Genomic DNA, 14,199 nt, shown 5'->3' on the forward strand with positions numbered 1-14,199 from the left:
ACTAGAACTAACCGACGGCCGATCTAACTGGAGGTATGAACGCGAAGACGGGGTTCGTCACGCAGGTGGGAATGGAGTACGAGGAAGCGTTCGAGGTGGCGGGGGACCTCGGGTTCGACTACGTGGAGTTGATGATGGACGGCGCGAACGAGCGTACCCGCGTGGACCCCGACGCGATGCGAGCGCGGGCGGAAGAATGTGGTCTCTCCCTCGCGGTCCACCTGCCGTTCGCGTTGGATATCGGGTCCCCATTCGAACACGTCCGCGAGGGCGCGGTTCGGGAAGTACAGGCGGCAATCGAGACGGCGCGTTCGTTCGGCGCGATGAAAGGGGTCGTCCACGCGAGTTCCAAGGCGTGGAGACCCGCCTATGACGAGGAGGAGATACAAGAAAACATCGTCCAGTCCGTGACGACGCTCGACGAGTTCGCCGACGAACGCGGGTTCGAACTCTGCGTCGAGAACATCCCGGACGGGTGGATTTCGACCCACGAATTCGATCGCCTGTTCGCGGAGACGGACGCGTCAATGACGCTCGATACGGGTCACGCACGAATCGACGGATTGGACTCCGACGGCATCGCCGCGTTCGTCGGGCGACACGGCGACCGAATCTCCCACTTCCACCTGAACGATACCCGCGGACCGTCGGACGAACATCTCCCGTTCGGCGCGGGAACGCTCGATTTTCGTGCCATCTTCGAAGCGCTCCCCGACGACTGGGAGGGGACGCTCTCGCTCGAAGTGTTCACCCTCGATTACGGCTACATCGAGACGAGCAAGGCGTATCTTGACGAACTGCTGTGACGCACGGCGATGACCCACGAACCGAACCGCGGAGGCAAATCCTTTCCTGCTCGCCCTCCCACGGAAAATCATGACGCAATCGACACCGCGGATTCTCGTTTCGGGCGAGACGCTGATAGATTTCCTGCCGGAGCGACCCGGGCCGCTCTCGGAGGTGCCGACGTTCGAGCGCCGTCCCGGCGGCGCGCCCGCGAACGTCGCCGTGGCGCTCTCCCGACTGGACGAGACGCCGTGGTTCTGGACCCGAATCGCGCGCGACCCGTTCGGCGATTTCCTAGCCGAGACGCTCGATGCCGATTTGCCGGACCGATTCGTCGAGCGCGACGCGGACGCGAAGACGACGCTGGCGTTCGTGACCCACGACGAGGCGAACGACCGGGCGTTTACCTTCTACCGCGACAGGACAGCGGACACGCGACTGGAACCCGGCGGCGTCCCGGACGAGGCGCTCGCGGAACTCGAATGGGTGTACGTGGGCGGCGTGATGTTGGCGAGCGACCCGGCGCGGACCGCGACGTTCGACCTCGTGGAACGCGCCCGCGCGGCCGACTGTTCCGTCGTCTTCGACCCGAACGCGCGACCGGAACTCTGGCCGGAGGACGGGTTCGCGGAGGCGGTGGACGAGATGTTCGGCTTCGTCGACGTGGTGAAAGCGACGCCCGAGGACCTCGAAATGGCCGGTTTCGACGCGGAGGAGACGACGCGACTCGCGGCGAGCGTGTGCGAGACCGGGCCGCACACCTGCCTGCTAACGATGGGAGAAGAGGGAGCGTACGCACACGCGACGGACGAGGCCCCGTGGAATGCGGGTTCGGCGAGCCATTCCGGGTACGACGTGTCCGTCGTGGACACGACCGGTGCGGGCGATGCCTTCACCGCGGGTGCGTTGGCGGCGTTGGCCGACGGGAAGTCCCTGGACTCCGTCCTCGGATTCGCCAACGCCGTTGCCGCCCTGACGACAACCGAACCGGGTGCGATGACGGCGCTCCCCGACCGAGATGCGGTCGACGAATTACGAGATACGTAACTTTCACTTCGGGATTCGTAACGCCACTTTTAAGCCTTTAACGTGGAATCGAAGAACAGAGAATCACCGAGAATGAGTGAGAGCACAGGCGGTACGGACGGGGACGCGGCGCTGGAGGAGGCGTCGTTCGTGGAGTACGGTATCGAAGACAAACCACCGGTCAGCGAATCGGTCCTGCTGGGCTTTCAGCACTACCTGACGATGATCGGCGCGAACATCGCGGTGCCGTTGGCGTTGGCGGGCGCGATGAAGATGCCGCCGGCGCAGACGGCCCAGTTCATCGGGACGTTTTTCGTCGTCTCCGGGGTCTCGACGCTGGCACAAACGACGTTCGGCAACCGCTACCCCATCGTACAGGGAGCGACGTTCTCGATGCTCGCGCCCGCGCTGGCCATCATCGGCGTCATCGGTGCCGGGTGGCGCGTGACCTTGCTCGAACTGCAAGGCGCGGTCATCGCGGCCAGCGCCGTCGAGGTGTTGGTCGGCTATCTCGGGTTGATGGGGAGGCTGAAAAAGCACCTCTCGCCCGTCGTCATCGCGCCGACCATCGCGCTCATCGGCCTCTCGCTGTTCAGCGTTCCACAGATAACGGCCGCCGATCAGAACTGGTGGCTCGTCGGTCTCACGCTCGGTCTCATCGTCCTCTTTTCGCAGTACCTCGACAACCATCGCGCTTTCCGCCTCTTTCCGGTTCTCCTCGGCGTCGTGACGGCGTGGGCCATCGCGTTCGTGTTGTCCTACGCCGGTTTCTACACGCCCGCGAATCCCGGCTACGTCGATTACATGAGCGTCGTCAACGCGAACCTCTTCCAACCGGTCATGCCGCTCCAGTGGGGAATGCCGCGGTTCACGCTCCCGTACATCATCGGCATGTTCGCGGGCGTCATCGCCTCGATGGTAGAGAGCTTCGGTGACTATCACGCGGTGGCGCGCCTCTCCGGCGTCGGTGCCCCGAGCAGAAAGCGCATCGACCACGGCATCGGAATGGAGGGCCTCGCCAGCGTCTTCGCCGGACTCATGGGAACCGGCAACGGTTCCACCTCCTACTCCGAGAACATCGGAGCCATCGGCCTGACCGGCGTCGCCTCGCGCTACGTCGTCCAAATCGGCGCGGTGGTCATGCTCGTCGTCGGGTTCGTCGGCTACTTCGGCCAACTCGTGGCGACGATTCCGAGTCCCATCGTCGGCGGCCTGTTCATCGCCATGTTCGGCCAAATCGCCGCCGTCGGCCTGTCGAACTTGAAGTACGTGGATTTGGACTCCTCGCGCAACCTGTTCATCGTCGGCCTCGCCACGTTCTCCGGCCTCGCCATCCCGGCGTACATCGGGAACCTCGGTGCCGGTGTGGAGCAAAGCGGTGCCGAACTGTTCCAACAGGGAATGCACAGCGTGGCCGTCGTCGGCCCGGTTCTCGGCTCCGACATCGTCTCGAACACGCTGTACGTCGTCCTCGGAACCGGGATGGCCGTCGGCGGCCTCGTGGCGTTCGTCCTCGACAATACCATCGAGGGAACCCGCGAGGAACGCGGCCTCGAAGCGTGGGAGACGATTACGGAGGACGAAGGCGACTTCCAGAGCGCCCTCGAACGCTTCGGGTCGGAGAACCGTCCGGACCCCACGAAGGCGGACTAACCCGAAACGTACACGAAAAACCGCCCACAACCTTTTGTTCCCCGCCGTCGTGAAGAACGATAGCACATCGCATGTGTTGATTCCCCCATGACGACGAATGAATCGGAGTCCACGACGGAATCGTCCCCTCACGAAGCGTCTTACCGATCGGAAGTGGAACGGCTCCGTGAGGAACTCGAAGAAACCAGGGAGCGACTGCAAACGGTCGAGAAGAACCTCAAGTGGATGGCCCAGCATCAGGCCGTCGAAACCGGAAAGAGCGTCTGTCCGGACTGCAACTCGAACGGGTCGCTCGGCGTCGAGCGAACCGCCACCGGAAAGAAGAAGGTCGAATGTTCCAACTGCGGTGCGCGCCTCATCTGACCACGACTCGGCGCGTTCGCGGCCCGTCGCAGTCCACGAAGAGGACGGACTGCCACGTTCCGAGCGCCAGTTCGCCGTCCTCGACGGGAACGATGACGTGTTCGCCGAGTATCATCGCACGGAGGTGCGCGTCGGCGTTGCCATCTAGTTGGTCGTGTCCGTAGTCGTCCCCCCGCGGAACGAGGCGCGACAGGAGGGTTTTGAAGTCCGAGCGCAGCAGGCGTTCGTTTTCGTTGACGACGACCCCGGCCGTCGTGTGGGGAACGAAGACGGTGCATGTGTCGGCGGAGTCGGAAACGGCTTCGCTCACCGTGTCCGTTATATCCACGATAGCAACGCGATTCGAGGTTTCCACTTCGAACTCCATGGTCTCGCTTCGACGGCAGAGAACTAAGTTCCCCGTGGAACATAACCGGAATATAATTGCGAGGAGCGGATAGTTTACGTGAATTCCTACAGGTGTACGTCAATATTTTGCCCCAATTATCAGATTTGGTGCGTGGACCGAAACTCCTATGCGTGTTTTCACTATCCACAATAACATATGAACGATTACCTATCTAGGAGAGAATATATGTGTCTCTCCGGTGGTTCTCTCGCCGCAACCAGTGCCATCGCGGGATGTCTCGGTGGGGAAATCGAGACGAAACCGATTCACATCGGTGCCCTCCTACCGCTTTCGGCGTCCGGCTTCCTCAAAACGGTGGCGGACCACCATCAGCGCGCCATCGAGCAAGCAATCACGGACATCAACGACGCCGGGGGTCCGCTCGGCCGCGAACTGGAACTCACGGTGGAGGACACCGCGCTCGACCCGGAGGTGGCGAAGAGGGCGTTCGCCTCCCTCGTCGATTTGGGCGTCGTCGGCCTCGTCGGCCCGGTGGTCACGGACATCTCGATGGCGATTACGGACGGACTCGCCAAACGGGAGGTCATCGGAGTGAGTCCATCGAGCACGCACCCGGCACTCGCGTCGGCGGGAATGAAAGACGGGACGAAGTACTTCGCTCGGACCGCCGCAAACGACATTCAGCAAGCGCTCGTGATGGCGAAGATACTCAACAGCGACCGATACGTGGGGGCTGAAACCGTCGCCATCGTCCACGTGGACAACAGTTTCGGCACGGGGTTGGCGGAGATAATCGACGAGAACGCCATCGGAACGACGGTCGAAACCATCCCGTTTCCGACCGGGCGGGAGACGTACCCCGGGCGCGTAAACAGGGTGGTACAGTCCGATCCGGACGCGGTGGCGTTCGTGACCGAACCCGGAAACGCGAAAATCCTCGAACGACTCGCGAAGAGTTCGTACGACGGCGACTTCGTGTTGAGCGAAGGCGTCATTCCGGCCGAGATTCCCTCGCATATGGATGCAATGTACAGCGCCTCGGTGGCGGCCGAACAAACCACGGGTGCCATCGAACTCCGACAGAAACTGGACGATATCACGCCGCTCGCACCGTACACCCAGCACGCCTACGACGCGATGTTTCTGCTGGGACTCGCGATACAACAGGCAGGTAACGCGACCGGGACCGCCATCAGCGAGAACCTCGTCTCCGTTTCTGGCGGGACGGGTCAGACGATTTCCGTCGGCGAGTTCGCACGCGCGAGGACGATTCTCGACGCTGACCGTACGATGAACTATCAGGGCGCATCGAGTTCGGTCGATTTGAGCGAGAACCTCGAACCCCTCAACGCGTACATCATCGAACGTGTCGACGGCGGCGGGATGACCCAACTGGAACTGCTTCGTGCGTCCTTCTTCCGAGGGGTGGTGGCGTAATGACCGACGGAAGTACCTCCTTGCGTTCACGGGTCAGCGCACGTCTCGCGCGGTTCGTTCCGAGTAGAATCAGACGGAGCTACGCGGCGAAATTCGGCACCGTGTTGCTCGCCATCCTCGTCCTCATCGGCGGTGTCGGGGCGTTCATCCACTTCGACACGAAGGGACTCGTCGAACGGAACACGAGCGAGGAGTTACAAAGCGCCGCGAACATCGAAGCGGAATCCCTCCACGAGTGGGTGAACCAGAAGCGGTCGACGACGCAGTTCCTCTCCTCGTCGCTCGAAGGAAACGAGTCGAACGACGAACGGCAGGCGTTCCTTGAACGTCAGTTGATCAACATGCCGAACGACGTGCAGGCGATCCATTACGCGGACCGACGGAGCGGAATCGTCCTCGCAAGCACGTCCGATTCGATGGTCGGCGGGGCACCGGCCGGCGCGGCGTGGGAGAACGATTCGCTCTCGCTCTCGTCCGGCAGGGTTACGATAACGTCGCCGTACGAAACGAACGGCGTCCCCGTCGCCGCGTTCGTCACGCCGACCGAGGACGACCATCTGGTCGTCGTTACGGCGTCCCTCGCCGAACATTCCCACGTCCTTTCGTCGCCGACCACGACCGGTGACGTCACGGTTATCGACGGCGACGGAACCGTCGTCCTCGACAACCGAAACGTCGGACTGATGAGCACCTACTCGAACGGCGTGGGAACGACCGTCGAACGCGTACTGTCCGGCGAGAGCGATGTCAAACAAGTGTCCGGGGCAAACGGGACGACGATGATGGCCTACACCCCGGTCGTCGGTACGGACTGGGTGTTGCTGTACAACGTTCCCCACGAGACTGCGTTCGCGCTGCAGACGAACGTCACGCGGAACATCGCGATTCTCGTATCGATGGCGGTTCTCGCGCTCGCGGCCGTCGGCCTGACCATCGGTCGCGGAACCGCGAAATCCCTTTCCTCGGTTTCCGGCACGGCCGACCGAATCGCGGCCGGTGAACTCGACACCGAACTGCCGGAAACGGGTCGGCAGGACGAGATGGGCGAACTGTACGGGTCGTTCGAGTCCATGCACGGATACCTGAACACGGTCGCCGACCAAGCCGACGCCCTCGCGCGACAGGAGTTCGACGCACCGGTGTTCGACGAATCCGTTCCGGGGTCGTTCGGTCAGGCCCTCGAACAGATGCGCGACGACCTTCAGGTGATGGTCGAAGACGTCCAACAGGCCCGCGCCGAAGCGGAGGAGGCACAGGCGGACGCCGAGATGGCACAAGACGAGGCGGAAGCGGCGCAGGCGGAAGCGGAGGAACTCAACGCGGCGTTGGAGCGGAAGGCCGCGGAGTTCAGCGTCGTGATGGAGGAAGCGGCGGACGGCGACCTCACCCGGCGCATGGCGACCGATAGCCCGACGGAATCAATGACGGAAATCGCGCGCGGATTCAACGAGATGATCGCCGAACTCGAAGCGACGATACGCGACGTGAACGAGTTCGCGGAGCACGTCGCGGCCGCGAGTCAGGAAGTCACCGCGAGTACCGCCGAAATCGAGCGGGCGAGCGAGCAAGTGACCGAATCGACGCAGGTGATGTCGTCCGGGACGGTGGAACAGTCCGAACGCCTCGAAGAGACCGCCGGGGAGATGAGCGAACTCTCGGCGACCATCGAGGAAGTCGCCGCCGCCGCGGACCAAGTTGCGGATGCGGCCCACGACACGGAAGCACTCGGACAGGACGGCCGGGAGGCGGCGTCGGACGCCATCGAGAAGATGGACGCCATCGAATCGGGGACGGACGAGACGGTCGAACAGGTGACGGACTTGGCCGACGAAATCGACCGCATCGGCGACGTCGTCGAACTCATCCGTTCAATCGCGGACCAAACGAACATGCTCGCGCTGAATGCGAGCATCGAGGCGGCCAGTGCGGACGGGTCCACGGAAGGGTTCGAAGTCGTCGCGGACGAGGTCAAGGAACTGGCGAACGAGACGAAAGAAGCGGTGGTCGACATCGAGCGTCGCATCGACACGGTGAAAGGACAGGCAGACGTGACCGTCTCGGACGTCCGGGAGACACACGAAGCGGTCATCGAGGGGTCCGAAACGGTGCGCGACGCACAGGAATCGCTCCAAGCCATCGTTTCGAACGTCGAGGAGACGACGAGCGGTATCGAGGAGATAAACGACGTGACCGCGGAGCAGGCGACCACGACGGAGGAAGTCGTCACCGCGGTGGACGAGGTGAGTAGAATCAGCGACGAGACGGCCGAGGAGGCCGAAGACGTGGCCGCTGCGGCCGAAGAACAGACCGCTTCGGTCAGCGAAGTCGCTCGGAGCGCCGATGCGCTCGCCGAACAGGCCGAATCGCTGGCCGCCGCCGTGGACGATTTCACGGTCAGCCATCGCGACGGTTCGAAGGACGGACGCTGACTTCGGTTCGGTTTCAGCATTGTCGCCACCACCATCGATTTATCCCGTCGAGGAGACGTGACCACCATGCACGAGCGAGCGAAGGAGTTCGAAACCCGCGCCGCGGATAGGTACGACTTCGACGTGGACGTTCACGAGTTCCCGGAGGGAACGAAAACCGCCGCCGCCGCCGCGAACGCCATCGGTTGTGAGGTCGCACAGATCGCCAGCAGTCTCGTTTTCCGCGCGGACGACGACCTCGTGGTCGTCGTGACCAGCGGGGCGAACCGCGTGAGCGAGGCGGAACTGGCCGAACTGCGCGACGCGTCCCCGTCCGCGGTCGGCATGGCCGACGCCGACGAGATTCGGGAGACCCTCGGGTGGTCCATCGGCGGCGTCCCGCCCTTCTGCCACGAGAGCGACCTGCCCGTCTATCTGGACGAGACGCTGGCCGAGTTCGAAACGGTCTGGGCCGCCGCCGGGACGCCGAAAGCCGTCTTCCCGATTTCGCCCGCCGAACTCGCGGAGTACGCGGACGCGACGCCCGCCCACGTGAGCGAGTGAGTAGGAGCAGAAGTCAGTGGGAGAGCCGAAATCTGTGTCGGAAAGAGTAATTATCCGATGAATCTTCTTTTCCGTCATGACTCTCCTCGGAACGGCGCTGTTGGTGGTGCTGGACGTGACCCTCGGCATGTGGCTCGGCGGAATGGTGTTCTTCTCCTTCGTCGGCGCGCCGACCACGTTCGACGTGTTGGGTGACGGCGCTGGGCAGGTGGTCAACGCCATTTTCCCGAAATACTACGAGTTCGGGAGCATCCTCGGATTCACCGCGGTCAGTGCGGCTATCCTCACGTGGAATCAAGAGGTACTCGACCCGACGGCCACGCTGTTCATCCAACCGCTCATTCTGATCGCGCTGGCGGCGACCATTTACGCGCAGGCACGACTCCTTCCGAAGATGGAAGCGGCGGGCGACGACGGCTTCGCGCGGTACCACAAACAGTCGGTCGTGCTGAACGGCGTCGCGATGCTCGCGGTCGCGGGTGCGCTGGTGCTTTCACACATATGAAGGGAACCTACACGCTCCTCGTCTCGCTCGCATCCGCCGCGGAAATCGAGTTCGGCGCGAAGGGAACCAGAACGCTCGATTCGGGGTGGTACGCCTACACGGGAAGCGCGTTCGGACGTGGTGGCTTCTCACGAATCACACGCCACGCGCGAGTCGCGTCGGGCGAGAACGACGCTCGCCACTGGCACGTCGATTACCTGCTCGGTCATCCCGACACGGAACTCGCGGACGACGTGCGAACCGAGAACGAGGACGTGGAATGTGCGGTTGCCGAGCAACTCGACGGGGAAATCGAGCCAGTTCACGGAATCGGCGCGTCGGACTGTGACTGCGGCACGCATCTCCACTTCGCGGCGGAACGGGAACACCTCCAAACGGCGGTTCGGCGGGCGCACGAATCGTCGGCCGATTCTCCCTCACCGGAAACGGGACACTAGTTTTAATCCCGCGCTCGCCCAATCTCCGAAACGATGGGTGACACCGTACTTACTGACCTTTTCGCGCCGTCTCGTGTCGCCGTCGTGGGAGCCACGGAGAACGAGGGCTCCATCGGTCGCGCCATCGTGACCAACCTCCGCGACGAGTTCGACGGCGAGACGGTGCCCGTGAACCCGAACTACGACGAGGTGTTCGGACTGCACTGCTACCCCGACCTCGCGTCCGCGCCGGACATCGACCTCGCCGTGGTCGTCGTTCCGCCCCGCATCGCCGTGGACGTTGTTCGCGGGGCGGGCGAAGCGGGCGTCCGGAACGTCGTCGTCATCACCGCCGGGTTCGGCGAGACGGGGAGCGAAGGTGCGGAGCGCGAACGAGAACTGCAGGACATCGCGGCCGAGTACGACCTGAACCTCGTTGGCCCCAACAGCCTCGGGGTGATGAGCACGCCGGTCGGCATGAACGCGACGTTCGGCCCGGAGAGCGCCCTGCCGGGGTCGATGTCGTTCATGAGCCAATCGGGGGCGTTCATCACGGCCGTCCTCGACTGGGCCAACGACGAAGGACTCGGGTTCAAGGACGTGGTGTCGCTCGGGAACAAGGCCGTGCTGGACGAGACGGATTTCGTCCGCGCGTGGGGCAAAGACCCCGACACGGACGTCATCCTCGGCTACCTCGAAGGCGTCGAGGACGGCGCGACGTTCATCGACACGGCCCGCGAGGTGACCGACGATACGCCTATCGTGATGGTGAAATCCGGGCGCACCGACGCCGGGGCGCAGGCCGTCTCCTCGCACACCGGAACCCTCGCGGGGAGCGACCGGGCGTACGAGGCGGGCCTCGAACAGGCAGGCGTGCTGCGCGTCGATTCCGTCCAAGAACTGTTCGACTTCGCCCAGATTCTTGCGGGACAACCCCTGCCCGACCGGGACGACGTGGCAATCGTCACGAACGCGGGCGGTCCGGGCGTGATGACCACCGACGCCGTGGGGGATTCGACGCTCTCGCTGGCCTCCTTCTCCGAGGGGACGCTCTCGGAACTGGCCGAGGCCCTGCCGGAGGAGGCGAACATCTACAACCCGATAGACACCATCGGGGACGCCGACATCGCTCGGTTCCGCGACGCCATCGACATCGCGCTCGCGGACGAGAACGTCGGAACCGCCGTCGTGTTGGCCGCGCCGACGGCCGTCATCGACTACGACGACCTCGCCGAGGTGGTCGTGGAACTCCAGGCGAAACACGGGAAGCCGGTTGCCGCGGCGATGATGGGCGGCGAACGGACCGCGGCGGCGGCGGACCGCCTCCGCGAGGGCGGGATTCCGAACTACTTCGACCCGGCCCGCGCGGTGCGGAGTCTGGACGCGCTCACGACGTACCGCGACATCAGCCAGCGCGAGTACGAGGAACCGACCGAATTCGACGTCGACAGGGAGCGAGCATCGGAAATCCTCTCCCGTGCGAAGGAGCGCGGGGACAACCGCCTCGGCGTGGAGGCGATGGACCTCCTTTCGGCGTACGGGATTCCGACGCCGGAAAGCGCCATCGCCGAAACGCCCGAGGACGCCGTCGCCGCCGCGCAGGACATCGACGGGAACGTCGTGATGAAAATCGTCAGCCCGGACATCCTGCACAAGTCCGACATCGGCGGCGTCAAAGTCGGCGTCGAAAACGAGGAGGTGTACGACGCGTACGAGGACCTCGTGACGCGAGCCAGAAACTACCAACCCGACGCGACGATTCTCGGCGTGCAGGTACAGGAGATGGTGGACCTCGATTCGGGCACCGAAACCATCATCGGGATGAACCGCGACCCCCAGTTCGGTCCGCTCCTCCTGTTCGGACTGGGCGGCATCTTCGTGGAGATCATCGAGGACACCACATTTCGCGTCGCGCCGATAAGCGAGCGCGAGGCGAGCGAGATGGTGAACGACATCGAGGCGGCACCCCTGCTCCGCGGGGCGAGGGGCCGCGAACCCGCCGACATCGACGGCGTAATAGAGAGCCTACAACGCCTCTCGCAACTCGTGACCGACTTTCCCGCGATTCTCGAACTGGACGTGAACCCGCTCGTCGCCACCCCGGACGGCGTGCGAGCGATAGACATCCGACTGACCGTGGACACGGACGAACTATGAACACGATACTCGTCACCGCAACCGAAGAAAGTACAGGCAAAACCGCCGTCGCCCTCGCGCTGGCGCGACTCGCACAGGAGCGCGGGCTGTCGGTGGGTTACATGAAACCGAAGGGAACCCGACTCCAGAGCAACGTCGGCAAGACGCTGGACGAGGACCCGATGTTAGCTCGCGAACTGCTCGGTCTGGACGCCGAGATGCACGAAATGGAACCCGTCGTCTACTCGCCGACGTTCATCGAGCAGGCGATTCGAGGCCGCGAAGACCCGGAGGAACTCCGCGAGCAGATCCGGGCGAGTTTCGACTCGCTGTCGGCGGACCACGATCTGATGATAATCGAGGGCGGCGGCGACCTCACGACCGGCGGTATCGTCGGCCTGACGGACCCGGAGGTCGCCGAACTGTTGGACGCGGAGGTCCTTCTCCTCTCGGGCTACGAGACGGCGGGCGACGTCGATGGCCTCCTCGCCGCCGTGGACGACATCGGCGACCGACTGTCCGGCGTGCTGTTCAACGCTGTCTCGAACACGAACTTCGACCCGCTCGATACGGACGTGGTGCCGTTCCTCGAAGGCGAAGGCATCCCCGTTCTCGGCGTCATCCCGCGACAGAAAGACCTCGCGGGAATCAGTGTCGGCGACCTCGCGGCGGAACTCAACGCCGAACTCCTCACGAATGCGGATACCGACGAGTTCGTCGAACGCTTCCTCGTCGGCGCGATGAGCGGCGACAAGGCGCTTCGCTACCTCCGCCGGACGCGGGATGCCGCCCTCGTCACGGGTGGCGACCGGCCCGACCTTCAGACCGTCGCGCTGGAAGCGCCCGGCGTGAAGTGTCTGATCCTGACGGGCGGGTTCCGCCCGCCGGGTGCAGTCATCGGCAAGGCTGAGGGGAAGGGCGTTCCCGTCCTCCTCGTGCAGGCGGACACGCTGACGACCATCGAACGCGCCGAGGACGTGGTGCGAAGCGGTCGAACCCGCGACGAGGCCACCGTCTCCCGGATGGGCGAACTCCTCCACGACCACGCGGACGTGGACGCGCTCCTCGGCGAAGGGGAGACGGACTCCGATACCGATTCCGACACCGACACGGACGAGGAGTAACGGGAGGAATTCAGCATGCCCGACAGCCGGGGGTCTCCGACGACCCGCGGAACGGCCGTCGCGATCGTCGGTGCCGGGCCGGGCGGGTGCGTGTTGAGCTACCTCCTCGCCAGAAGCGGCGTCGATACCGTCCTGCTGGAACGGCACGCGAACCTGGACCGCGAGTTTCGCGGCTACTTCTTCCAACCGCTCGCGGTCAGGTTGTTCGCGGAGATGGGGGTGCTCGACGACGTTTTGACCCTCGACCACGACGAAGTACAGCGGCCCGAAGTGACGGCCTTCGGGCGTTCCTACGAGGTGGTGGACTTCTCCGAACTGCCGAACCCGTACGACTACGGCCTGTTGATGGAACAACCGCCGTTGCTTCGCCTGCTCATCGACCGCGCCGACGAGTTCGAGAACTTCGAGTTCCGCCCGGCGACGACCGTTTCGGACCTCGTTCGCGAGGGTGGCCGCGTCGTCGGCGTGCGGGCGACGGACCGGGAGCGCGACGAGGACCTCGAACTTCGAAGCCGTCTCGTCGTCGGCGCGGACGGTCGCTTCTCGACGGTTCGGAAGGCGGCGGGACTCGACGCCGGTCTGTTCGACTCCGGGGTCGAACTGTTGTGGTTCAAACTCCCGTCCGACGCCGTTCACTCGCCCGCACAGGGTCGTATCGAGGGCGATGGAATCCTCCTCTATTTCGGCCTCGGAAGGGAGGAGGCACAGGCCGGATGGTTCATCGAGAAGGGGACGTATCCCGAGGTCAGAAAACGCGGCATCGAGCGTTTTCGCCGGGAAATCGCCGCGGTGGACCCGGGAATCGCCCGCCGTCTGAAGAGCTTCGACCAGTGTTCGCTGCTCCATATCGAACCCGGACTGACGGAAAAGTGGGTGGACGACGGCCTCCTCCTGCTCGGCGACGCGGCCCACGTCGCCTCGCCGGTCGGCGGGCAGGGCAACGGACTCGCGATTCAGGACGCCGTGGTCGCCCATTCGACGGTCGTGAGCGCCCTCGAAGCGACGACCGACCCGCTCCCCGCGGGTCGTCTCCACCGATTCGAGTCGGTTCGCAGGCCCGCCGTCGAGGAGGTCCTTCGCCTCCAACGGCGCGGCGAGCGTGTCATCACGTGGTACGTGCGAAACGGCGAATCGGCCCCCGATTGGGTGATCACCCCGGCGGTGAAGGGACTGTTTACGGTCGCGCCGAAGTTACCGTTCGTCAGACGAACGTGGCGGACGTTCGCCCTCGGTCCGAACCCGATTTCGGTGGATACGGCGGCGTTCACGCCGGAGTCTTCGTCTCGATAGCACCGTCGAGGGAGTCAGATCCCTCCCCGATCCGCGTTATCGAGCGATTTTCTCGTACGCTCACACACCGATTCCACGCACACCCGCGAGTAGATCGGGCAGTTACGACGACGTCACGGACTGGATGCAAATCGACGTGCCG

Annotated in this window: 13 protein-coding genes; 12 read left to right on the forward strand and 1 reads right to left on the reverse strand. The window is 64.1% G+C overall.

Annotated elements, in window-relative coordinates:
- Positions 1 to 35 precede the first annotated feature (35 nt).
- From LJF34_RS04070 to LJF34_RS04085, 4 genes are all read left to right on the forward strand, one after another.
- A complete protein-coding gene (locus LJF34_RS04070) occupies positions 36 to 806 on the forward strand; it encodes a sugar phosphate isomerase/epimerase family protein (RefSeq protein WP_231183428.1) in 771 nt (256 codons plus the stop codon).
- 70 nt (positions 807 to 876) lie between these two features.
- Positions 877 to 1,833, forward strand: a complete 957-nt coding sequence (locus LJF34_RS04075) for a carbohydrate kinase (RefSeq protein ID WP_231183430.1) — start codon at positions 877 to 879, stop codon at positions 1,831 to 1,833.
- Between the two features lie 72 nt (positions 1,834 to 1,905).
- Positions 1,906 to 3,465, forward strand: a complete 1,560-nt coding sequence (locus LJF34_RS04080) for a solute carrier family 23 protein (protein ID WP_231183431.1) — start codon at positions 1,906 to 1,908, stop codon at positions 3,463 to 3,465.
- Positions 3,466 to 3,552: 87 nt separating this feature from the next.
- The gene (locus LJF34_RS04085; RefSeq protein ID WP_231183432.1) at positions 3,553 to 3,828 is read left to right on the forward strand and encodes a hypothetical protein; all 276 of its coding nucleotides are present in this window, start codon (positions 3,553 to 3,555) and stop codon (positions 3,826 to 3,828) included.
- On the opposite strand, the gene LJF34_RS04090 is transcribed toward LJF34_RS04085, so the two are convergent.
- Entirely contained in the window at positions 3,821 to 4,195 is a 375-nt protein-coding gene (locus LJF34_RS04090; RefSeq protein WP_231183433.1) for a secondary thiamine-phosphate synthase enzyme YjbQ, read from the reverse strand. The two genes, LJF34_RS04085 and LJF34_RS04090, sit on opposite strands and share 8 nt — an antisense overlap.
- A 207-nt stretch (positions 4,196 to 4,402) precedes the next feature.
- On the opposite strand from LJF34_RS04090, the gene LJF34_RS04095 reads away from it, so the two are divergent.
- From LJF34_RS04095 to LJF34_RS04130, 8 genes are all read left to right on the forward strand, one after another.
- The gene (locus tag LJF34_RS04095) at positions 4,403 to 5,614 is read left to right on the forward strand and encodes an ABC transporter substrate-binding protein (RefSeq protein WP_231183434.1); all 1,212 of its coding nucleotides are present in this window, start codon (positions 4,403 to 4,405) and stop codon (positions 5,612 to 5,614) included.
- Positions 5,614 to 8,043 carry a methyl-accepting chemotaxis protein gene (locus tag LJF34_RS04100; RefSeq protein WP_231183435.1) on the forward strand — a complete coding sequence of 810 codons (2,430 nt, stop codon included), beginning with the start codon at positions 5,614 to 5,616 and terminating at the stop codon, positions 8,041 to 8,043. The genes LJF34_RS04095 and LJF34_RS04100 overlap by 1 nt, the downstream gene beginning before the upstream one ends.
- A gap of 66 nt (positions 8,044 to 8,109) precedes the next feature.
- The gene (locus LJF34_RS04105) at positions 8,110 to 8,586 is read left to right on the forward strand and encodes a YbaK/EbsC family protein (protein WP_231183436.1); all 477 of its coding nucleotides are present in this window, start codon (positions 8,110 to 8,112) and stop codon (positions 8,584 to 8,586) included.
- Between the two features lie 76 nt (positions 8,587 to 8,662).
- A complete protein-coding gene (locus LJF34_RS04110; protein WP_231183437.1) occupies positions 8,663 to 9,091 on the forward strand; it encodes a DUF4149 domain-containing protein in 429 nt (142 codons plus the stop codon).
- Positions 9,088 to 9,528, forward strand: a complete 441-nt coding sequence (locus LJF34_RS04115; RefSeq protein WP_231183438.1) for a GIY-YIG nuclease family protein — start codon at positions 9,088 to 9,090, stop codon at positions 9,526 to 9,528. Before LJF34_RS04110 ends, LJF34_RS04115 begins: the two co-directional genes overlap by 4 nt.
- Before the next feature lie 33 nt (positions 9,529 to 9,561).
- Positions 9,562 to 11,664, forward strand: coding sequence for an acetate--CoA ligase (locus tag LJF34_RS04120; RefSeq protein WP_231183440.1), 2,103 nt, complete (start codon positions 9,562 to 9,564; stop codon positions 11,662 to 11,664).
- Entirely contained in the window at positions 11,661 to 12,767 is a 1,107-nt protein-coding gene (locus LJF34_RS04125) for a phosphotransacetylase family protein (protein ID WP_231183442.1), read from the forward strand. The genes LJF34_RS04120 and LJF34_RS04125 overlap by 4 nt, the downstream gene beginning before the upstream one ends.
- 15 nt (positions 12,768 to 12,782) lie before the next feature.
- Positions 12,783 to 14,057, forward strand: a complete 1,275-nt coding sequence (locus tag LJF34_RS04130) for an FAD-dependent oxidoreductase (protein ID WP_231183444.1) — start codon at positions 12,783 to 12,785, stop codon at positions 14,055 to 14,057.
- Positions 14,058 to 14,199 lie beyond the last annotated feature (142 nt).

Origin of the sequence: Haladaptatus sp. DYF46 (assembly GCF_021083305.1) — an archaeon.
In the GTDB taxonomy this organism is placed as follows: domain Archaea; phylum Halobacteriota; class Halobacteria; order Halobacteriales; family Haladaptataceae; genus Haladaptatus.

What these genes read in the sequence shown, in the direction of transcription:
- LJF34_RS04070 (WP_231183428.1), top strand. Translation starts at nt 36, where the DNA reads ATGAACGCGAAGACGGGGTTCGTCACGCAGGTGGGAATGGAGTACGAG.
- LJF34_RS04075 (WP_231183430.1), top strand. Translation starts at nt 877, where the DNA reads ATGACGCAATCGACACCGCGGATTCTCGTTTCGGGCGAGACGCTGATA.
- LJF34_RS04080 (WP_231183431.1), top strand. Translation starts at nt 1,906, where the DNA reads ATGAGTGAGAGCACAGGCGGTACGGACGGGGACGCGGCGCTGGAGGAG.
- LJF34_RS04085 (WP_231183432.1), top strand. Translation starts at nt 3,553, where the DNA reads ATGACGACGAATGAATCGGAGTCCACGACGGAATCGTCCCCTCACGAA.
- LJF34_RS04090 (WP_231183433.1), bottom strand. Translation starts at nt 4,195, where the DNA reads ATGGAGTTCGAAGTGGAAACCTCGAATCGCGTTGCTATCGTGGATATA.
- LJF34_RS04095 (WP_231183434.1), top strand. Translation starts at nt 4,403, where the DNA reads ATGTGTCTCTCCGGTGGTTCTCTCGCCGCAACCAGTGCCATCGCGGGA.
- LJF34_RS04100 (WP_231183435.1), top strand. Translation starts at nt 5,614, where the DNA reads ATGACCGACGGAAGTACCTCCTTGCGTTCACGGGTCAGCGCACGTCTC.
- LJF34_RS04105 (WP_231183436.1), top strand. Translation starts at nt 8,110, where the DNA reads ATGCACGAGCGAGCGAAGGAGTTCGAAACCCGCGCCGCGGATAGGTAC.
- LJF34_RS04110 (WP_231183437.1), top strand. Translation starts at nt 8,663, where the DNA reads ATGACTCTCCTCGGAACGGCGCTGTTGGTGGTGCTGGACGTGACCCTC.
- LJF34_RS04115 (WP_231183438.1), top strand. Translation starts at nt 9,088, where the DNA reads ATGAAGGGAACCTACACGCTCCTCGTCTCGCTCGCATCCGCCGCGGAA.
- LJF34_RS04120 (WP_231183440.1), top strand. Translation starts at nt 9,562, where the DNA reads ATGGGTGACACCGTACTTACTGACCTTTTCGCGCCGTCTCGTGTCGCC.
- LJF34_RS04125 (WP_231183442.1), top strand. Translation starts at nt 11,661, where the DNA reads ATGAACACGATACTCGTCACCGCAACCGAAGAAAGTACAGGCAAAACC.
- LJF34_RS04130 (WP_231183444.1), top strand. Translation starts at nt 12,783, where the DNA reads ATGCCCGACAGCCGGGGGTCTCCGACGACCCGCGGAACGGCCGTCGCG.